Annotated in this window: 14 protein-coding genes and 4 pseudogenes; 13 read left to right on the top strand and 5 right to left on the bottom strand. The window is 66.7% G+C overall.

Annotated elements, in window-relative coordinates:
- Positions 1-126 precede the first annotated feature (126 nt).
- Both creB and creC read left to right on the top strand, forming a co-directional pair.
- The gene (gene creB, locus XCSCFBP4642_RS0107895; protein WP_200859740.1) at positions 127-831 is read left to right on the top strand and encodes a two-component system response regulator CreB; all 705 of its coding nucleotides are present in this window, start codon (positions 127-129) and stop codon (positions 829-831) included.
- Between the two features lie 49 nt (positions 832-880).
- Positions 881-2,329: a two-component system sensor histidine kinase CreC gene (creC, locus tag XCSCFBP4642_RS0107900; RefSeq protein ID WP_029219312.1), complete on the top strand. Its 1,449-nt coding sequence runs from the start codon at positions 881-883 to the stop codon at positions 2,327-2,329.
- Between the two features lie 117 nt (positions 2,330-2,446).
- Here creC and XCSCFBP4642_RS0107905 read toward each other — a convergent pair whose 3' ends face one another.
- Entirely contained in the window at positions 2,447-3,259 is an 813-nt protein-coding gene (locus XCSCFBP4642_RS0107905) for a C1 family peptidase (protein ID WP_029219313.1), read from the bottom strand.
- Positions 3,260-3,697: 438 nt separating this feature from the next.
- On the opposite strand from XCSCFBP4642_RS0107905, the pseudogene creD reads away from it, so the two are divergent.
- The 8 genes and pseudogenes from creD to XCSCFBP4642_RS0107950 all read left to right on the top strand — a co-directional run bounded on the left by creD (position 3,698) and on the right by XCSCFBP4642_RS0107950 (position 11,281).
- Positions 3,698-5,017 (top strand): annotated as a pseudogene (gene creD / locus XCSCFBP4642_RS24320) (cell envelope integrity protein CreD).
- 7 nt (positions 5,018-5,024) lie between these two features.
- Positions 5,025-5,444 (top strand): hypothetical protein, encoded by a 420-nt coding sequence (locus tag XCSCFBP4642_RS0107915; RefSeq protein ID WP_029219314.1) that lies wholly within the window; start codon positions 5,025-5,027, stop codon positions 5,442-5,444.
- A 42-nt stretch (positions 5,445-5,486) separates the two neighbouring features.
- Positions 5,487-6,098, top strand: coding sequence for a GNAT family N-acetyltransferase (locus XCSCFBP4642_RS0107920; protein ID WP_029219315.1), 612 nt, complete (start codon positions 5,487-5,489; stop codon positions 6,096-6,098).
- Between the two features lie 72 nt (positions 6,099-6,170).
- Entirely contained in the window at positions 6,171-7,067 is an 897-nt protein-coding gene (locus XCSCFBP4642_RS0107925) for a carbon-nitrogen hydrolase family protein (RefSeq protein WP_029219316.1), read from the top strand.
- A 146-nt stretch (positions 7,068-7,213) separates the two neighbouring features.
- Complete coding sequence (locus XCSCFBP4642_RS0107930) at positions 7,214-8,305, top strand: DUF3616 domain-containing protein (RefSeq protein ID WP_029219317.1); 1,092 nt, start codon at positions 7,214-7,216, stop codon at positions 8,303-8,305.
- A gap of 69 nt (positions 8,306-8,374) precedes the next feature.
- Positions 8,375-9,778 (top strand): glutamate--tRNA ligase, encoded by a 1,404-nt coding sequence (gltX, locus tag XCSCFBP4642_RS0107935; protein ID WP_029219318.1) that lies wholly within the window; start codon positions 8,375-8,377, stop codon positions 9,776-9,778.
- Between the two features lie 13 nt (positions 9,779-9,791).
- Complete coding sequence (locus tag XCSCFBP4642_RS0107940; RefSeq protein ID WP_029219319.1) at positions 9,792-10,298, top strand: transcriptional repressor; 507 nt, start codon at positions 9,792-9,794, stop codon at positions 10,296-10,298.
- Positions 10,299-10,792: 494 nt separating this feature from the next.
- Positions 10,793-11,281: a (R)-mandelonitrile lyase gene (locus XCSCFBP4642_RS0107950; RefSeq protein WP_029219320.1), complete on the top strand. Its 489-nt coding sequence runs from the start codon at positions 10,793-10,795 to the stop codon at positions 11,279-11,281.
- Between the two features lie 144 nt (positions 11,282-11,425).
- On the opposite strand, the gene XCSCFBP4642_RS0107955 is transcribed toward XCSCFBP4642_RS0107950, so the two are convergent.
- Positions 11,426-12,334, bottom strand: coding sequence for an AraC family transcriptional regulator (locus XCSCFBP4642_RS0107955; RefSeq protein WP_029219321.1), 909 nt, complete (start codon positions 12,332-12,334; stop codon positions 11,426-11,428).
- Between the two features lie 212 nt (positions 12,335-12,546).
- Between XCSCFBP4642_RS0107955 and XCSCFBP4642_RS0107960 the strand changes: the two genes are divergently transcribed.
- Positions 12,547-12,750, top strand: a complete 204-nt coding sequence (locus XCSCFBP4642_RS0107960) for a hypothetical protein (RefSeq protein WP_029219322.1) — start codon at positions 12,547-12,549, stop codon at positions 12,748-12,750.
- 289 nt (positions 12,751-13,039) lie between these two features.
- Here XCSCFBP4642_RS0107960 and XCSCFBP4642_RS26660 read toward each other — a convergent pair.
- Positions 13,040-13,348: pseudogene (locus XCSCFBP4642_RS26660) on the bottom strand (LysR substrate-binding domain-containing protein); the annotation flags it as partial.
- Between XCSCFBP4642_RS26660 and XCSCFBP4642_RS26665 the strand changes: the two are divergent.
- Positions 13,349-13,495, top strand: a pseudogene (locus XCSCFBP4642_RS26665) (aldo/keto reductase); the annotation flags it as partial.
- A 62-nt stretch (positions 13,496-13,557) separates the two neighbouring features.
- Here XCSCFBP4642_RS26665 and XCSCFBP4642_RS0107975 read toward each other — a convergent pair.
- Both XCSCFBP4642_RS0107975 and XCSCFBP4642_RS24325 read right to left on the bottom strand, forming a co-directional pair.
- Complete coding sequence (locus XCSCFBP4642_RS0107975) at positions 13,558-14,142, bottom strand: hypothetical protein (protein ID WP_029219325.1); 585 nt, start codon at positions 14,140-14,142, stop codon at positions 13,558-13,560.
- A 1-nt stretch (position 14,143) separates the two neighbouring features.
- Positions 14,144-15,749: pseudogene (locus tag XCSCFBP4642_RS24325) on the bottom strand (S8 family serine peptidase).
- Here XCSCFBP4642_RS24325 and XCSCFBP4642_RS30380 point away from each other — a divergent pair.
- Positions 15,693-15,821 (top strand): hypothetical protein, encoded by a 129-nt coding sequence (locus tag XCSCFBP4642_RS30380; protein WP_268744467.1) that lies wholly within the window; start codon positions 15,693-15,695, stop codon positions 15,819-15,821. The pseudogene XCSCFBP4642_RS24325 and the gene XCSCFBP4642_RS30380 overlap by 57 nt on opposite strands.
- Positions 15,822-16,132: the final 311 nt, after the last annotated feature.

Consider the following 16,132-nt stretch of genomic DNA (forward strand, 5'->3'; position numbering starts at 1 on the left):
CGCTGGGGTGCGCAGTCGCTTGCGCTCTGCTGCTGCCGGTGCGGGTGGCGCCAGCGATCAGGCCGGCGCTGCCGGGGAGCCTCGCGCGCGCTGCCGCGGCGCTATAGATCATGCACGCCTGCGGCTATGCTGCGCGCCATGTCCGACACTCCTGTCCGCGTACTCGTCGTCGAAGACGAAGCCGCCATCGCCGATACCGTGCTGTACGCGCTGCGCAGCGAAGGCTACGCGCCCGAACACTGCCTGCTGGGCCGCGAGGCGCTGGCGCGGCTGCGTGCCGAGCCGGCCGATCTGGTGGTGCTGGATGTCGGCCTGCCCGACATCAATGGTTTCGAGGTCTGTCGCAGCCTGCGCAGCTTCAGCGAAGTGCCGGTGATCTTTCTCACTGCGCGCAACGACGAGATCGATCGCGTGCTGGGACTGGAACTGGGCGCCGACGATTACATGGCCAAGCCGTTCTCCCCGCGCGAGCTGGTGGCACGGGTACGCGCCCGCCTGCGTCGCCGCAGCGTGGCAGCGGTGGCCGAACCAGGCTGGCAACCGCATAGCGGCTTTGCGATCGACCGCGAAGGTAGCCGTATCCGCTACGGCGAGGCCCTGTTGCCGCTGACCCGTTACGAATACGCAGTGCTGGCCGCACTGCTGCAGCGTCCCGGCGCCATCCTCAGCCGCGCGCAGTTGATGGACCGTGGCTGGGATGCCAGCGCCGACAGCGCCGAGCGCACCGTCGATACCCATATCAAGACCCTGCGCGGCAAGCTGCGCCAGGCCGGGGTGCCGGTCGACCCGATCCGCACCCACCGTGGCCTCGGCTACGCGCTGGAGCTGTAGGCGATGACCTCGCGCAGGTGTGCGTGCATCACCCGGGCGGTGCGCTGAGATGCGGCTCGGGCTCAAGCTGTTCCTGGGGTTTTTCCTGATCGTCGGGCTGGCCGCGTTCTTCGTGATGCGGGTGTTCGTCAACGAGGTCAAGCCCGGCGTGCGCCAGGCGATGGAATCGACCCTGGTGGATGCGGCAAACGTGCTGGCCGAAATGGCCGGCCCCGAGCTGGCGCAGGGGACGATTGCCAGCGGCAGCTTCGCCCGCCATCTGGCGCAGGCGCAGCATCGCGATCCCAAGGCCTGGGTGTGGCGCTTCCGCAAGAACAACGTGGACTACCGCGTCACCGTGACCGATGCGCGCGGCGTGGTGGTGTTCGATTCGCTGGGCCGCGATGTGGGCCGCGACAATTCGCGCTGGAACGATGTCTACCGCACCTTGCGCGGCGAGTATGGTGCGCGTTCCAGCCCCGAGAGCGATGGTGACCCCACCGCGACGGTGATGCATGTCGCCGCGCCGATCTATGCGCAGGACGATCCGAAGAAACTGATCGGCGTGCTGACCCTGGCCCAGCCCAATCGCAGCATCGATCCCTTCATCCAAGCCAGCCAGCGCGACATCCTGCAGCGCGGCGCCTGGTTGATCGGCATTTCCGCATTGATCGGCATCGCGATGACCTGGTGGCTGATGCGCGGTATCGGCCGGCTCAACCGCTATGCACAGGCGGTGAGCGCCGGCATCCCGGTGCCGCCGCCCAAGCCGCGCGGCGATGAGATCGGCGACCTCGGCCAGGCGCTGGAAACCATGCGGCGCAAGTTGGAAGGCAAGGCCTACGTCGAGCAGTACGTGCAATCGCTGACGCACGAGATGAAGAGCCCGCTGGCCGCGATCCGTGGCGCCTCCGAACTGCTCACCGAACCGTTGCCGGACGTCGACCGCCAGCACTTCGTCGCCAGCATCCGTGCGCAGGAGCAGCGCCTGACCGAAACCATCGACAAGCTGCTGGCGCTGGCCGAAGTGGAACAGCACGGCTGGCTGCGCACGCGCGAGCGCATCGCCGTGTCCGGCCTGCTGCAGGCGGCAGTGGATGCCGTAGCGCAACGCGCTGCCAGCGCCGGGGTGCAGGTCGCGATCGATGCCGCAGGCCTGACGGCCGGCGGTCAGGCCGTGCATGGCGATGCGTTCCTGCTACGGCAGGCGCTGATCAACCTGCTGGAAAATGCCATTGCGTTCTCACCCGCGGGCAGTCACGTGCAATTGCGTACGCAGCTGCAGGGCGCGCAACTGCAACTGCTGGTCGAAGACCGCGGCAGCGGCGTGCCGGACTACGCGATCGAACGCGTGTTCGAGCGGTTCTACTCGCTGGCGCGCCCGCAGACCGGGCAACGCAGTTCCGGTCTGGGCCTGCCGTTCGTGCGCGAAGTGGCGCGCCTGCACGGCGGCGAGGCGGCCTTGCGCAATCGCGAGGGCGGTGGAGCGGTGGCAGCACTGCGCCTGCGCATCGGCTGACGCGCCTGGCGTGCGCTGCGCGACAGGCCTGCAGCCGAATGCTGTAGCAGGGCAGTGGCGGCATGCGCGTGGCACATGCCGCATCTGGATCGACGGCAGATCAAATCGCGTGGCGCGTCAGTGCACCACGTCGGCCCCGATGACGTCCTTGGCCACCACCGACCACGCCAGCTTGCCAAAGCCCTTGTTGCCCCACTCGGTGCCCCAGCTGTTTTCGATCAACAGCCCCTCGCTGTCGTAGCCCAGCGCGACCACCGCATGCCCGCCCAGGATCGGTGTGGTGATGTCGTAGTCGACCTGGTGCTTGGGCGTGAGGTCTTTAAAGCCTTGCCGGACATAGAAGCCGATCGCCACCGGCGTGGACCCAGCCAGCGCCAGCTTGATCTGCTCGATCAAGGCGCGCCCACCGTTGCCGTTGCCCGCATACAACACGGTGTATTTGCGGTACGGCGTGGGATGTTTGGCGGCGCTGGCGCGGTCGGCGGCGGTGGGTGGGTTCTTCCAGTTGTAGTTGCCCCACGAGTAATGCTGCTCGGTGTCGATGCCTTGCGCCAGCGCGATTTCCAGCGGCGCTTCCAGCGAGGAACCTTCGTCGACGCCCTCATTGACCTGGCTGTAAAGGTACATCGGGGCAAAGCGCGTCTGCGCCTGTTTGCCGGCGTTGGCGTACCACCCGGTCAAGGTGTGGGCGGTCGCCCACGACGCACATGAGTTGACTTGACCTTGATCGCCCGGCGGGATCGCCCAGGCGGTCAGGTCCACCGTGGCAGGAAGCGACTTGGCGGCGCTCGCAGTACCGAACAGCGGGGTGACCGGCTGCATCAGCGACGATGGTTTCAAGCCCATGCCGTGCATTGCCGCCTGCGCGGCAGCAGACGACAGGCTCAGGGAAGCGAGCAGGCAGAGCACGAGCGAACGTTGGGTGTTCATTGCAGAAAAACTCCAGGTTGAGAGAGGAATGCAGTCGGTGCAGGTGTGGAGCCACGGGCGGCCAGCGGGCATGCGGAAGCAACGGCGCCGATGTGGCGCACGCGAAGTGACGAACGTCTGAAAAAAAGGACGGGACTGAAACGCCGTGCTCAGAACAACATGAAAGCCGACGGTACGAACCTGCAACACGCAACTGCAGGCGCATCGTTGCGCCTGCCGCCGCCGCGCGCAGTGGCGATGCGAAGTGCCGTCGGGAAAACGGAAGCCGGGTGTGGGCCGGGGGTGCACTTCTGCCGGTGGGCATGCGTATTCCCCCAGTGCGTCACAGTGCCGGCCGCAGGTCAGGGCAGCGGCTACTTCACATTCGCTTCAACTTCGCCTCAAACCCCCACCACCGACACGGCGCAGCCTGAGCACCTCCCAGACTGAGGACGGTCGATGAAATCCCTGAAACTGTTGTTGCGCTTCGCCACCATCGGCGGGTTGATCCTGCTGTTGCTGATTCCCTTGTTGCTGATCCGGGGTGCGGTGCAGGACCGCGCCCGCTACCGCGACGAGGCGGTGGAGCGGGTGGCGCAGAGCAAGGCGGGCGAGCAGCAGTTCATCGCCCCGGTGCGCGTGCTGCCGTACACCGAAGACGTGCAGGTCACCGAGCCGGACGAGCAGGGCAACCAGCGCAAGGTCTGGCGCAAGCGCGAAGGCGCGCTGTTGCAAACGCCGCGTAGCCTGAAACTGATTGGCGAGATGGTGCCGTCGGTGCGCGCAGTGGGCCTGTACCGCGTGCAGGTGTATTCCTGGAAAGCGACACTGCACGCGGAATACGAACCACTGGACTACGCCGCCGTGCCCACCCGCGTGTATGGCCAGCCGCATCTGGCGGTGGGCATTTCCGACGTGCGTGGGCTGGTCGGGACGCCGCGGCTGCAGGTGGATGGGCGTGCAGTGGCACTGGAAAGCGGCGCCGGCGCGCTGGCGGATCGGTCGGCGGGCGTGCATGCCGAATTGAGCCCGCTGGCCGATCCGGTGGCCGGGCGGCTACAGGCGGGCACTGTGGTGGACATGCAGTTCGTGCTGGACGGCACCCGCCGGCTGGCCATCGCACCGATCGCCGACAACAACGAGATCGCCTTGCGTTCTGCCTGGCAGCACCCGTCCTTCGGCGGCCGTTTCCTGCCCAACGCGCCCAGCATCGGCCCGAAGGGCTTCGATGCCAGCTGGTCGCTGTCGTCGCTGGCCACCGGCGCACAGACGCAGTTGCAGTCCAGCCAGTCTGCGCTGGACATGCTGGAGGTGCGCCTGGTGGACCCGGTGGACGTGTATACCCAGGCCGACCGCGCCAGCAAGTACGGCATCCTGTTCGTGGTGCTGACCTTCGTGGCCTTCGTGCTGTTCGAGCTGATCAAGCGCCTGCCGATCCATCCGTTGCAGTACCTGCTGGTGGGTCTGGCGCTGGCGATCTTCTTCTTGCTGCTGCTCAGCCTGTCCTAGCACATCGCGTTCTGGCAGGCCTACCTGCTGTCGGCGGCGGCCTGTATCGGCCTGCAGTTCTTCTACCTGTCCGGAGTGTTGCGCAGCTGGGGCCGCGCGGCGGGATTCTCGGTGATGCTTACCGCGCTGTATGGCGTGCTGTACAGCCTGCTGATCTCCGAAGACAACGCGCTACTGATGGGATCGTTGCTGCTGTTCGGCATCCTGGCCAGCATCATGTGGGTGACCCGCAAGTTCGATTGGTACGAGCTTGGCAACAGCCTGCGCTGAGGTCGGCATGAGGACGCAGGGGCAGGTGGTCCGGCGGGCGCAGCGGCTGCCGCCCGCCGGGATCGAAACGGTGGCGCTGCTTCCCGCAGCGCCACCGCACTGTTGGGAATGTTCGGCGTTGTCGGCCTTGTCGTTGGCCGGGCAGGGGCGCCGCGGCGTGATCGGCCTGCGTTTGCACGAGTGTACGGCGCAGGCGCTACGTAGCGGCGGTAGCGCATTCTTGCAGGCGTCGCGGCAACAGCTGCAGGCCGGCGCCGCGGCACTGCGTCGTTACGGACCATGGCAGCGCCTGAGCAATGGCAGCTACTGGGCACGCAGCAGCGATGCGCTGCTCGGGGTGCTGGTGGCCGCAGAAGACGCCGCGGTGTGGTTGATGTGGCAACAGCCGGTTGCCACGCAGCGGCGCCACCGCAGCTGGTTGCGCTGAGGTGCAGTGGCACCGCAGCGCAATGCAGCCGGCTCGCTTACCATGGCCGGCATGACCGGTGCTTCCCTCAGTGTTGAAGCGGTGAGCGGCAATGCGCTGTTGCCGTATCTGGACGCGGTGGCGCAGCTGCGCATCGCGGTGTTCCGTGCATGGCCGTATCTGTACGACGGCGATGCCGATTACGAACGCAGCTATCTGGCGGCATATGCGGCGTCGCCGCAGAGCGTCTTCGTGCTGGCATGCGATGGCGACGCGGTGATCGGTGCCTCCACCGGCCTGCCGCTGCTCGATGACAGCGACGCCTTCCACACACCCTTCCGCGCAGCCGGCATCGATCCGGCCCGCGTGTTCTATTTCGGCGAGTCGGTGCTGCTGCCCGCGTATCGCGGGCAAGGCATTGGCCACGCGTTCTTCGACCGCCGCGAGGCGCATGCGCGCGCGCTGGGCGGCTTTGCGCTGACCGCCTTCTGCTCGGTGGACCGTGCGCCCGACGATCCGCGCAAGCCGGCCGACTATCGCCCCAACGATGCGTTCTGGCGCAGGCGCGGCTATGCGCCGCAGCCGCACATGCAGGTGCGGCTGGCCTGGGCAGAGTTGCAACGCGGCGAGATCGACCACAGTTTGAGCGTGTGGACACGCACGTTGGCAGACTAGTCGCGCTTGCACCGTCTGCGTTGTCGCTATTGCCCGCCCGCGTGTCTCCACTGCCGCCACAGGACCCAGCCCATGAATGCGCCGCTCACCATTGCCGTTGCCAAGTACCCGATCGGCCGCCCGGCGGATTTCGATGCGTTTGCTGCGCGCGTCTCGGCCCTGGTCGGCGAGGCAGCGTTGGCCGGCGCCCGCGTGGCGGTGTTGCCGGAATATCTGTCGCTGGAGCTGGGCGCGACCTTCGGCACGCAGGTGTCTGCCGGCCTGCCGGAGTCCTTGGCCGCCATCCAGGCCTTGCGTGCGCCATGGCTCGAACTGTTTGCCGGCCTGGCGCGTCAGCACCGGCTGCACCTGATACCCGGCAGTTTCCTGCTGGATCTGGGTCAGGGCCGCTACCGCAATCGCAGCGACTGGTTCGCCCCCGATGGCCGCCACGGTTGGCAGGACAAGCTGCAGCTCACCGGCTTTGAAAAGGCCACCGGGCTGATCGAGCCGGGCGATGCGCTGAAGGTGTTCGACGTCGATGGCGTGCGCGCGGCGATCGCCATCTGCTACGACAGCGAATTCCCGCTGCCGGTGCGGGCGCAGTACGAGGCCGGTGCACGCCTGTTGATCGTGCCCAGCTGCACCGACACCACCGCCGGCGCCACCCGCGTCCGCATCGGCTGCCTGGCGCGCGCGCTGGAAAACCGCATGTTCGTCGCGCAATCGGTCACCGCCGGGCAGGCGCCCTGGAGCCCGGCGCTGGACATCAATACCGGCGAGGCTGCGGTGTTCGCGCCGATGGATGTGGGCTTCCCGGACGACGGCGTGGTGGCGCAGACCCGGGGCGAGGCGGTGTGGGCGTATGCGGCGCTGGATATCGCTGCCTTCGAGGCCAGCCGCGCACAGGCGCAGGTGGCCAACGATCGCGATTGGCCCGGGCAGTGGGCGGCCGGCCTGGCGCGTGCCCGGTTGGCGGCGTGGGAGTGAGCCTGCGTTGATCGCGGCCAGGGCGCGGGCCGGGGAGTCGCTTCGGCAGCGCCGTGCTGCTGTCCGTCCTGTCGCCACAGCGTCCATCGGCGCTGTGGTCGTGGTGTACTGGCGGTCTTCTTCCCTACGGTTGCCCACCTGCTCACATGGCCAAGAAAACCCTGATCCCGCATAGCGTCCGGCTTGAGTTCACCCCGGGCGCCCTGGTGCACAGCAATCTTTCCGGCGCGGCGTTCACCGACGACTGGCTGTGGGTCGCCGGCGACGAAGCCTGTGCGGTGGACCGGTTGCGCAAGCTGCCGCCCGGCCAGCGAGAGGCCTTGCGCTTTGGGCAGGGGCAGAGTTTTCCGTTGGCCGAGTTGCTGGATCTGCCCGGCGAAGACACCGAGGAAGCCGACCTGGAAGGCATGGGGCTGTCGGACGGGTACCTGTGGGTGGTCGGATCGCATGGGTTGAAGCGCAAGAACGCCAAGCCCGACCGCGACGATGCCGACAACGCCAAGCGCCTGACCAAGCTCAAGCTCGACGCCAACCGCCGCCTGCTGGCCTGCTTGCCGATCGAGCGCGACGACGACGGAGCGCCGCGGCTGGTGCGCGAGACCGCCGACGGCCGCCGTGCGCTGCGCCTCAAGGGCGACGCCAAGCACAACCAACTGACCGAGCTGCTGGCCGACGATCCGCATTTCGGCCCGTTCCTGAAGATTCCCGGCAAGGACAACGGCTTCGATATCGAAGGCATCGTGGTGGATGGCCAGCGTCTGTTGCTGGGCCTGCGCGGGCCGGTATTGCGTGGCTGGTCGGCGCTGCTGGAAATCCAGGTGGAGGCGCATGGGGACCATCTGCGCCTGGCGCCGCTGGATGACGACGGCACGCTGCTGCGCAAACACTTCCTGCAATTGGGCGGGCTGGGCGTGCGCGATCTGCATTATTCTGGGGACGACCTGTACCTGCTGGCCGGGCCCACTATGGTGTTGAACGGCGAAATCCGCCTGTTCAAATGGCCGGACGCGCGCAAGCAGCTGGCCGCCAATCAGGAGGCGGTACGCTTTCAGCACGCGCTGCTGGAGTCGGCGGTACTGCCGCACGGCACCGACAGCGACCGCGCCGAGGCGATCTGCAACCTGCCACCGCAGCTGGCTGGCAAGACGCCCAGCTGGCTGGTGCTGTACGACGCACCCGGCCCGGCGCGCAGCGGTGGCGAGTGCGTGGTGTACGGCGACCTGTTGCGCAACCGCTGAACCGGCGGGCCGGGCAGGGCCACGCTGCGCAAGGTAAAATCGGCCCATCCCCGTTTGCCCGAGCGCTCCATGACCTGCCGCACCCGCTTTGCCCCCAGCCCCACCGGTTACCTGCATATCGGCGGCGCCCGCACCGCCCTGTATTGCTGGCTGGAGGCACGTCGTCGCGGCGGGCAGTTCGTGCTGCGCATCGAAGACACCGACCGCGAACGCAGCACCCAGGCGGCCATCGACGCGATCCTGGAAGCGATGGACTGGCTGGGACTGGACTACGACGAAGGCCCGATCTACCAGACCCAGCGCATCGCGCGCTACCAGGAGGTGGCCGAGCAGCTGTTGGCGCAGGGCAAGGCGTATTACGCCTACGAGACCCGCGAAGCGCTCGATGCCATGCGCGAGGCCGCAATGGCCAAGCAGGAAAAGCCGCGCTACAACGGCGCTGCGCGCGAGCAGCAGCTGCCGTACCGCGACGACCCCAATCGCGTCATCCGCTTCAAGAATCCGGTCGGCGGCAGCGTGGTCTTCGACGACCTGATCAAGGGCCGCATCGAGATCGCCAACAGCGAGCTCGACGACATGGTGATCTTCCGTCCGGACGGCTATCCCACCTACAACTTCGCGGTGGTGGTGGACGACTGGGACATGGGCATCACCGAAGTGATCCGCGGCGACGACCACATCAACAACACCCCGCGCCAGATCAACATCTACCAAGCGCTGGGTGCGCCGGTGCCGCGTTTCGGCCACATGCCGATGATCCTGGACGAGCAGGGCGCCAAGCTCTCCAAGCGCACCGGTGCGGCCGATGTGATGCAGTACAAGGACGCCGGCTACCTGCCGCATGCCTTGATCAACTATCTGGCCCGTCTGGGCTGGTCGCATGGCGACCAGGAGCTGTTCAGCCACCAGGAGCTGCTGGACCTGTTCGACATCGCCGACGTCCATTCCAAGGCCGCGCGGCTGGACATGGCCAAGCTCGGCTGGGTCAACCAGCATTACCTGAAGACCGACGACCCGGCCAGCATCGCGCCGCAGCTGGAATACCAGCTGGGCAAGCTCGGCATCGACGTGACCCAAGGCCCGGCCGCCGCCGACGTGGTGGTGGCGCTGCGCGAGCGTGTGCAGACCCTCAAGGACATGGCCGAAAAGGCCATGGTCTGGTACCAGCCACTGGAGGCCTACGACGAAGCGGCGGTGATCAAGCACCTGAAGCTGGGCGCAGAAGTGCCGCTGGGCAAGGCGCGCGAGCTGCTGGCGGCGCAGCCCGAATGGACCGTGGAAAGCGTCTCGGCAGCGCTGCACGATGCTGCCGCGGCACTGGAACTGGGCATGGGCAAGGTGGCCCAGCCGCTGCGCGTGGCCATCACCGGCACCCAGGTCAGCCCGGACATTTCGCAGACGGTGTACCTGGCCGGCCGCGAGGGTGCCTTGAAACGCATCGATGCGGCACTCATCAAGATAGGAGCGGCCTGACGCCGGAGCCTGTATGACCAAGCACACCCACATGCAGGACCATGCCTGCACCGAGCCGCATCACCACGTCGACGATGCCAACAGCTTCGTGCGCGCGGTGGAGCGCGCCTGCAGCGAACGCGGCCTGCGGCTGACGCCGATCCGCGCCAACGTGCTGCGGCTGATCGCCGATGCCGGCAAGCCGGTCAAGGCCTACGAACTGCTGGACTGGGTGCGCGAAGGCAAGGGCGTGGGTGCCGATGCCCCGCCCACCGTCTACCGCGCGCTGGACTTCCTGATGGCCAACGGGTTCGTGCACAAGCTCGAATCGGTCAATGCCTTCGTCGCCTGCCATCACCCCAACAGCGCCCAGCACTCGGTGCCGTTCCTGATCTGCGACCGCTGCCATAGCGCGGTGGAACTGGAAGACCGCGACGTGGTCTCGCAGCTGGAAACCCGCGCCAAAGCGCTGGGTTTCCAGCCACAGGCGCAGACACTGGAAGTGCATGGCCTTTGCGCCAAGTGCGCAGTGGTGGATTGAACACCGCCGGCCGGCCAGCAGCGGCGGCTTCACCATTGATGCCATCAGCGCTCATCTGGCTGGCAATGTCGGATTGATCGAGAGGTTCCTGCCGGTGGAGATCGACTGGTAGGCGCCAGCCGATGGTCGGTGGTATGTGTCTGTCCATCGCGAGGCTACGAAGGCGTTGCGGTGGGGATGATGTCTACCTTGGGTGAGCGGTGCACAGGCGCCTGCAGAAGGCGCTGCCGCAGATCCGTGCCGCCGCAGGTGCCGCATGGTGGGGCTGCATTGATGCATGGGTGCCTCACAGAGTGCACGATCGGCGGCTAATTGCCGGTGCGTATGCGCGCTACAGTGCGGGCAGCTGGTTCGGCCGGGCCGCGTGCGGTCGCGCACGGCATGCAAGGCGGGCATGACGGTCCCGGCCGCCATCGGCGATATCGAAGCTGGCGTTCGCCGCATGCGGAAGACATGTTGGCTATTCCACGCGCACCGCACCTAGGAGCATCGCAATGCATCTGTTCGCAACTGCTAGATCGTCTTCGATGATGGCCGCCACCGCGACGGGCGGCGAGGGGCAGGGAAACGCAGCAGGCACGCCGATCCGCGTGAGCAAGGCCGGTGGCGCCGCATCGGCGGTGGGCCCGGCCGATTACTTCACCGGCAAGGTGCGCATCGATGCACCGTTTCAGGCCGATGCGCCGGCGCGGGTGGGCGGCGCCACCGTCACGTTCGAGCCGGGTGCGCGCACTGCATGGCACACGCATCCGCTGGGACAGACGCTGATCGTCACTGCCGGCGCGGGCCGCGTGCAGGAGTGGGGCAAGCCGGCGCAGGACATTCGCCCCGGCGACATCGTGTGGATCCCGCCGGGAGTCAAGCATTGGCATGGTGCCAACGCGACCGTGGCGATGTCGCATATCGCCATCGCCGAGGCGGTGGACGGCTCGCCGGTGACCTGGCTGGAGCAGGTCACCGACGCGCAGTACGCCGCCGACTGAGGTGAGTCGCCCGCCAACGCTGCCGTGCCGCGATGTGGAGGGTGGCTGCCGCGCTGGCAGGCTGTGCACTGGCACCCGGCCGCGGTGACCGCCGTGGCGTACAGGTCATTGGCGTGCTGTGACCGCGCCAGGCAGCCGGCGTGCCTATGCCAGTTCGGCAGCATCCGGCGTGTTCGCGCGCAGCCGCTGCGCATCGCGTGCCGGAGGCTCGCCCAGGATGCGCGCGTAGTCGCGGCTGAATTGCGAGGCGCTTTCGTAGCCGACCCGGAAGCCCGCGTCGGCAGCGGTCAGCGCCTCGGCCACCATCAACCGGCGCGCCTCGTGCACGCGCAGATGCGAGCGGTATTCCAGCGGCGTCATCGAGGTCACCGCCTTGAAATGCGCATGGAAGGTGGAACGGCTCATCGCCGACAGATCGGCAATCTGCTCGATGCTGAAGCGCTGCGCATAGTGTTCGCGCAGCCACACGATGGCCTTGGAGATCTGGTTGAGCCGGCTGTCGGCGATCGCCATCTGGCGTACCACCGCATTGGCGGGGGCGGCCATCAGGCGATACAGCAGTTCGCGTGTCACCAACGGGGCCAACGCGGCGATCTCGTGCGGCTGGTCGAGCAGGCGTGCCAGCCGCACCGCGGTGTCCTGCAGCTGCGGCGTGCTGCGGTTGAGCAACAGCCCGGCCGGCGCGGCGTCGCGCTGTTGTTCGGTGAGTTCGGGATGCTGGATGGCCAGCTCGCTGAGGATTGCCGTGTCCAGGTCCAGGCAGAAGCACAGATACGGTTGCTCGGCGCTGGCCTGGACCACCGCGCCGACGATGGGCAGGTCCACCGAGGCCACCAGATACATCTCGGGGTGATAGTGAAATGCCTGCGCGCCCAGCATCGCCCGTTTGCGCCCTTGCGCCACCAGACACAGCATCGGCGTATAGACGGTGGGAATGGACACCGTCCGGGTCGAGCTGCGCATGATCTGCAACCCGGTAATCGGGGTGGCATGCATCCCGTCGGCAGGCGCGTGGCGCAGCAGCAGGGTGCTCAACTCGGTCAGCGAAGACATGCAGAACCCGTCAATGGCGCAAGGCGGCCTGGCCGCAATGGGCCGATCGTACAAGAGCGCCAGTCACGCAGCCGCCAAGAGACCAAGCGCCAAGGTGAGCACGCGGCCTGTGCCAGTGACGGGCGCGGCCAATGCAGTGGCCGCTGCGGCGATGATAGGGCGCTCACGTGCGGGCCGTATCATGGGCCTCCAGCCAGTGCCTGCAGCGCCCAATGCCCGCCAAACCTTCGATCCTGCCGACGCCGACCAGCCCTGCCGAGTGGAAGAGGCTGGAAGCTGCCGCCACCGCAGAGCTCGCCCGTCGCACCGAGCAGGCACATCTGCAAATCCTTGGCTTGTTGACCACCCACGGCCACCTGCTCAGCGATGCGCAGCGCCGCAGTCTGCACACGCGACTGCGGCGCGCCGGGCGCTGACGGTTCAAGACAAGCAGGAAGGGCGCGCGCCCGCGATCCTGTCCCCGGTGCGAAATCTCGCCTTGGTTCAAACCGGATGCACTACGCGATGTCATCGCCATGGGTGTCGGCCAGGCTTATCGCTGCCATACCGTGCCGGTGTGCCCGCTGCGCATCAGAGATCCGTTACAGGTGCTGCATTACCCGCTTGCGGTTGCAGCAGCGATGCTGCAATCGCGTATCGAGCGCAGCGCGCTGACCACAGCGCGGCGAGATAACGGCCGTGCATGCGGAAACGGTGCAATCGGCGCTAGGTCGCTTGCTCCCACGGTGGTCGCTCGCCCAGACGCTTCAGCAGGAACTCCCCGAAGGCGCGTACGCGGGGTGGTTGCAGCTGGCGTGCAGGCATCACCGCGCTGATCTGCGAGGCCGGTGGCGGATGGTCTGGCATCACTTCCACCAGCCGCCCGCTGCGCAGTTCATCGGCGCTATGCCAGTACGAATGCACCGCGATGCCCTGGCCGGCGACCACCGCATCGCGCACCAGTTCGCCCAGGTTGCTTTCAAAGCGGCTCTGCATGCGTACCCGCACCAGCCCGCCGGCAGGGGTCTGCAGGGTCTGCGCGAGAATCTCGGCGCGGTGGGATGGTCGCTGACGGCCGAACAGCTGGCCCGCCTGGAGACGGTCAGCGCAGTGGAGCCACCGTATCCGTACCATCCATACTGGCGCGGTCGGTCTGCCGAGCGCAGCCCGCTGCCGGTGTAGCAACGGGCTGCAGCAGAAGGCAGCCATCCATGAGCGCGGCCACCGCAGGCACTGCCGGAGCGTTACAGCGTGCGGACTGCCCGTGGGATCACTTCGGGCAATACCGACCCGACACCGCTGGTGCCTTGCAGCTGCGTGCAGTACTCCAGGGCGGCGGTCACCGATGGGTAACGGATCATCGCGCTTCCATCGCTTGCCGATGCGTAGACCACGGTGCCGCCCGTCCGGACCGCCAATGCACGGGCAATGGCAGGGGTCGTACCGAACAGCTTGACCGCCGACCCCAGCAGGACCAGTTGGCCAGTGCGCGCCTCGAGCGCTGCGGCGACGCTGGAGCGTTGCGGCCCATCAAGCGTGGACGTGGCACGTGCCGCGCTGCCGGACGAGAGAAGTACCTCGTAACGATCGAGGCGCGCGAGCGGGACATCGTCGGCAGCGGCCTGCACGAGCTGGGTGGATCGAGCGGCTGCGGTATCGGCCAAGCGCACCACCGCATCGGGAATGAGACGAAAGCGCGTGCGTCCGGCTGCGATTGCCGGCCCGGTTGCCGCCGCACGCAGACGTGCGCTGTCGGCGGTTTGTGCCGATGCCGGCATGCCGGTGCTGGCCGTGACAGCAGCGAGCAGGAAGAGGAAAGATGTCTTCATGTCAGTGGCCCACCACGCGCATTTCGAATTCCTCCAGCTTGTTTCCTGCCGTTGCTTGCGAGCATGTCGTCGACCTCGAGCGTCCAGCGCCCGGCGGAGGGCTCGTCCAGAAAGGCATTGCTCGATGTCAGCCAGACCACGGTGCCATCGGGCATCGGGTCCAGGGTTGAAAACGGCGTCATCACCGTGCTGCGCGTGCCGCTGGGCGAAACCAGTACCACGCGTAGCTGGCGTGGGTCCTTGTGCGTGGCTGAGAAATACAGCTGCACGCCTTCCACCTTGAAGGACTGGGCGATGTCCAGGCTGAGGCGTGCCGGTGCGCCTGGGCCTCCGATGGTGCTGCTCTTGCCGTCGTAGACTTTCCAGCTGGTGTCCTGCTGCGCAGGGAGCGAAGTGAACCGTATGGCGCGTTCCACTGCGGCAGCGCCGTCTACCAATCCGAATCCGTACCAGTTGCTGAAATGGTGGCCTGCTGCATTGGTGATCCAGCCAGGGTCGATCACGGCGCCGTTGTAGAGTGCCGTGGGCTGGTCGGGATCGATCTGGACGGCCGTGGTGGCAAGAATGTATTTGACATCGCGCAGGGTCAGTTGCGGATTGGCGCTCAGCATCAACGCAGTGACGCCTGCCACTGTCGGTGCGGCTGCAGAGGTGCCATTCATGCGTGCGCCGTAATTGCAGGATGCATCGATCTTGGAATGGCTGGTGTCGAGCGCATTTTGTGGCGGACGCGTGCGCTCGCGGTTGCTGCCTGCGGTGCAGCCGCTCAGATCGGTGGTGACGATCGCCGGTGAAAAGAACGGCTGCGGCCCCTGTGCATTGAGAAGTCCATAGAGCTCCTTGAAGGTTTCCGGATGTGCATCGAAGCGGCGCTGAAACCCGTACTCACCGGAGAGCCCGGAGACCCACAGCGCAGATCCGGGTGAGGAGTAGCTTGCACGCACGCCGTTGGCATTCACGCCTGCGACCACGATCATTGTGGTCAGGTTGTTGAACTGATCTGTGTTGGCGAGCGCGCAGCCAACGTTCAGTCGGCGTGTCTGGTCGCTGCAGCGGTCGATCAGCTTGCCCTGCGCGTCGACATCGATCAGCGTGTTGAAATCGTTGCCTGCCGCCTTGACGTAGATGCCGCCCTTTCCACCCCGCTGGGCCTGCATCAGCGTTTCAAGGGAGCGCTGCTCGTCGGTTGCGCTGAAAGGATAGGTGAGCGAGGCGGCCCCCCAGCTGTTATTGAACACATCCATCGCACGTGCCTGCGGACCATCTCCCCACGCATAGCGCATGGCGACGTACTGCTTGCCGCCATCGGTCACCGCGATCATGTTGAAGCCAGCCAGCCCTGCCTCCGGCGCAACGCCCCGCCCGCCAATCCCGTTCCACCCGCGCTCGGCAATGATCCCGGCAACGGCGGTGCCGTGGTCGGTGTCGATCTCGTCCTTCGGTGGCGTGGGGTCGCTGGAACCGGTCAGGAAATTATACGAGCCGCCGTTAACAACGTTGTCGATCAGGTCCGGGTGGGCGATCTCCAGGCCATTGTCGATCACGGCCACATGGACACCAGCGCCACGGATGCCAAGCGAGTGCAGGAGGTCCACATCCAGATCCACGCCGGGAACTGGTCTGCCATCGCCAAAGACAGGCTGGCCGCGGTTGAGCAGATGCCATTCATATCGGAATAACGGATCGCTGCCCACGGCGGCGCCGCGCAGTGCAGCGTTGGCACCAGGCGGTTGTGCGTTGACGGCGCCAAGTGCCGTAAATAGCGAGAACGCAAGCGTACCCGCAGATGCCAGCGTCAAGCGGCTTGAAGGAGGTTTCATCTCGATGCCTTAGGAGAACGGACAGACGGGGGCCTTGCTGTAGCGGTGATGCGCTGTGGCGGGCAGGGCCGTGTTGCGTGGATATCCATGTATCCAGCCGGGCTCGCGCGGACGTCCATGGCGACGACCGCAGGCATTACCAAGCCGAAAGTGTTGACGTGACCGGTTGT

This window comes from Xanthomonas cassavae CFBP 4642, from assembly GCF_000454545.1.
GTDB lineage: Bacteria > Pseudomonadota > Gammaproteobacteria > Xanthomonadales > Xanthomonadaceae > Xanthomonas > Xanthomonas cassavae.

Bases quoted from the DNA above. Each gene is read 5' to 3' on its own strand.
- creB (WP_200859740.1), top strand. From the start codon at position 127: ATGCTGCGCGCCATGTCCGACACTCCTGTCCGCGTACTCGTCGTCGAA.
- creC (WP_029219312.1), top strand. From the start codon at position 881: ATGCGGCTCGGGCTCAAGCTGTTCCTGGGGTTTTTCCTGATCGTCGGG.
- XCSCFBP4642_RS0107905 (WP_029219313.1), bottom strand. From the start codon at position 3,259: ATGAACACCCAACGTTCGCTCGTGCTCTGCCTGCTCGCTTCCCTGAGC.
- XCSCFBP4642_RS0107915 (WP_029219314.1), top strand. From the start codon at position 5,025: ATGAGGACGCAGGGGCAGGTGGTCCGGCGGGCGCAGCGGCTGCCGCCC.
- XCSCFBP4642_RS0107920 (WP_029219315.1), top strand. From the start codon at position 5,487: ATGGCCGGCATGACCGGTGCTTCCCTCAGTGTTGAAGCGGTGAGCGGC.
- XCSCFBP4642_RS0107925 (WP_029219316.1), top strand. From the start codon at position 6,171: ATGAATGCGCCGCTCACCATTGCCGTTGCCAAGTACCCGATCGGCCGC.
- XCSCFBP4642_RS0107930 (WP_029219317.1), top strand. From the start codon at position 7,214: ATGGCCAAGAAAACCCTGATCCCGCATAGCGTCCGGCTTGAGTTCACC.
- gltX (WP_029219318.1), top strand. From the start codon at position 8,375: ATGACCTGCCGCACCCGCTTTGCCCCCAGCCCCACCGGTTACCTGCAT.
- XCSCFBP4642_RS0107940 (WP_029219319.1), top strand. From the start codon at position 9,792: ATGACCAAGCACACCCACATGCAGGACCATGCCTGCACCGAGCCGCAT.
- XCSCFBP4642_RS0107950 (WP_029219320.1), top strand. From the start codon at position 10,793: ATGCATCTGTTCGCAACTGCTAGATCGTCTTCGATGATGGCCGCCACC.
- XCSCFBP4642_RS0107955 (WP_029219321.1), bottom strand. From the start codon at position 12,334: ATGTCTTCGCTGACCGAGTTGAGCACCCTGCTGCTGCGCCACGCGCCT.
- XCSCFBP4642_RS0107960 (WP_029219322.1), top strand. From the start codon at position 12,547: ATGCCCGCCAAACCTTCGATCCTGCCGACGCCGACCAGCCCTGCCGAG.
- XCSCFBP4642_RS0107975 (WP_029219325.1), bottom strand. From the start codon at position 14,142: ATGAAGACATCTTTCCTCTTCCTGCTCGCTGCTGTCACGGCCAGCACC.
- XCSCFBP4642_RS30380 (WP_268744467.1), top strand. From the start codon at position 15,693: ATGGACACCAGCGCCACGGATGCCAAGCGAGTGCAGGAGGTCCACATC.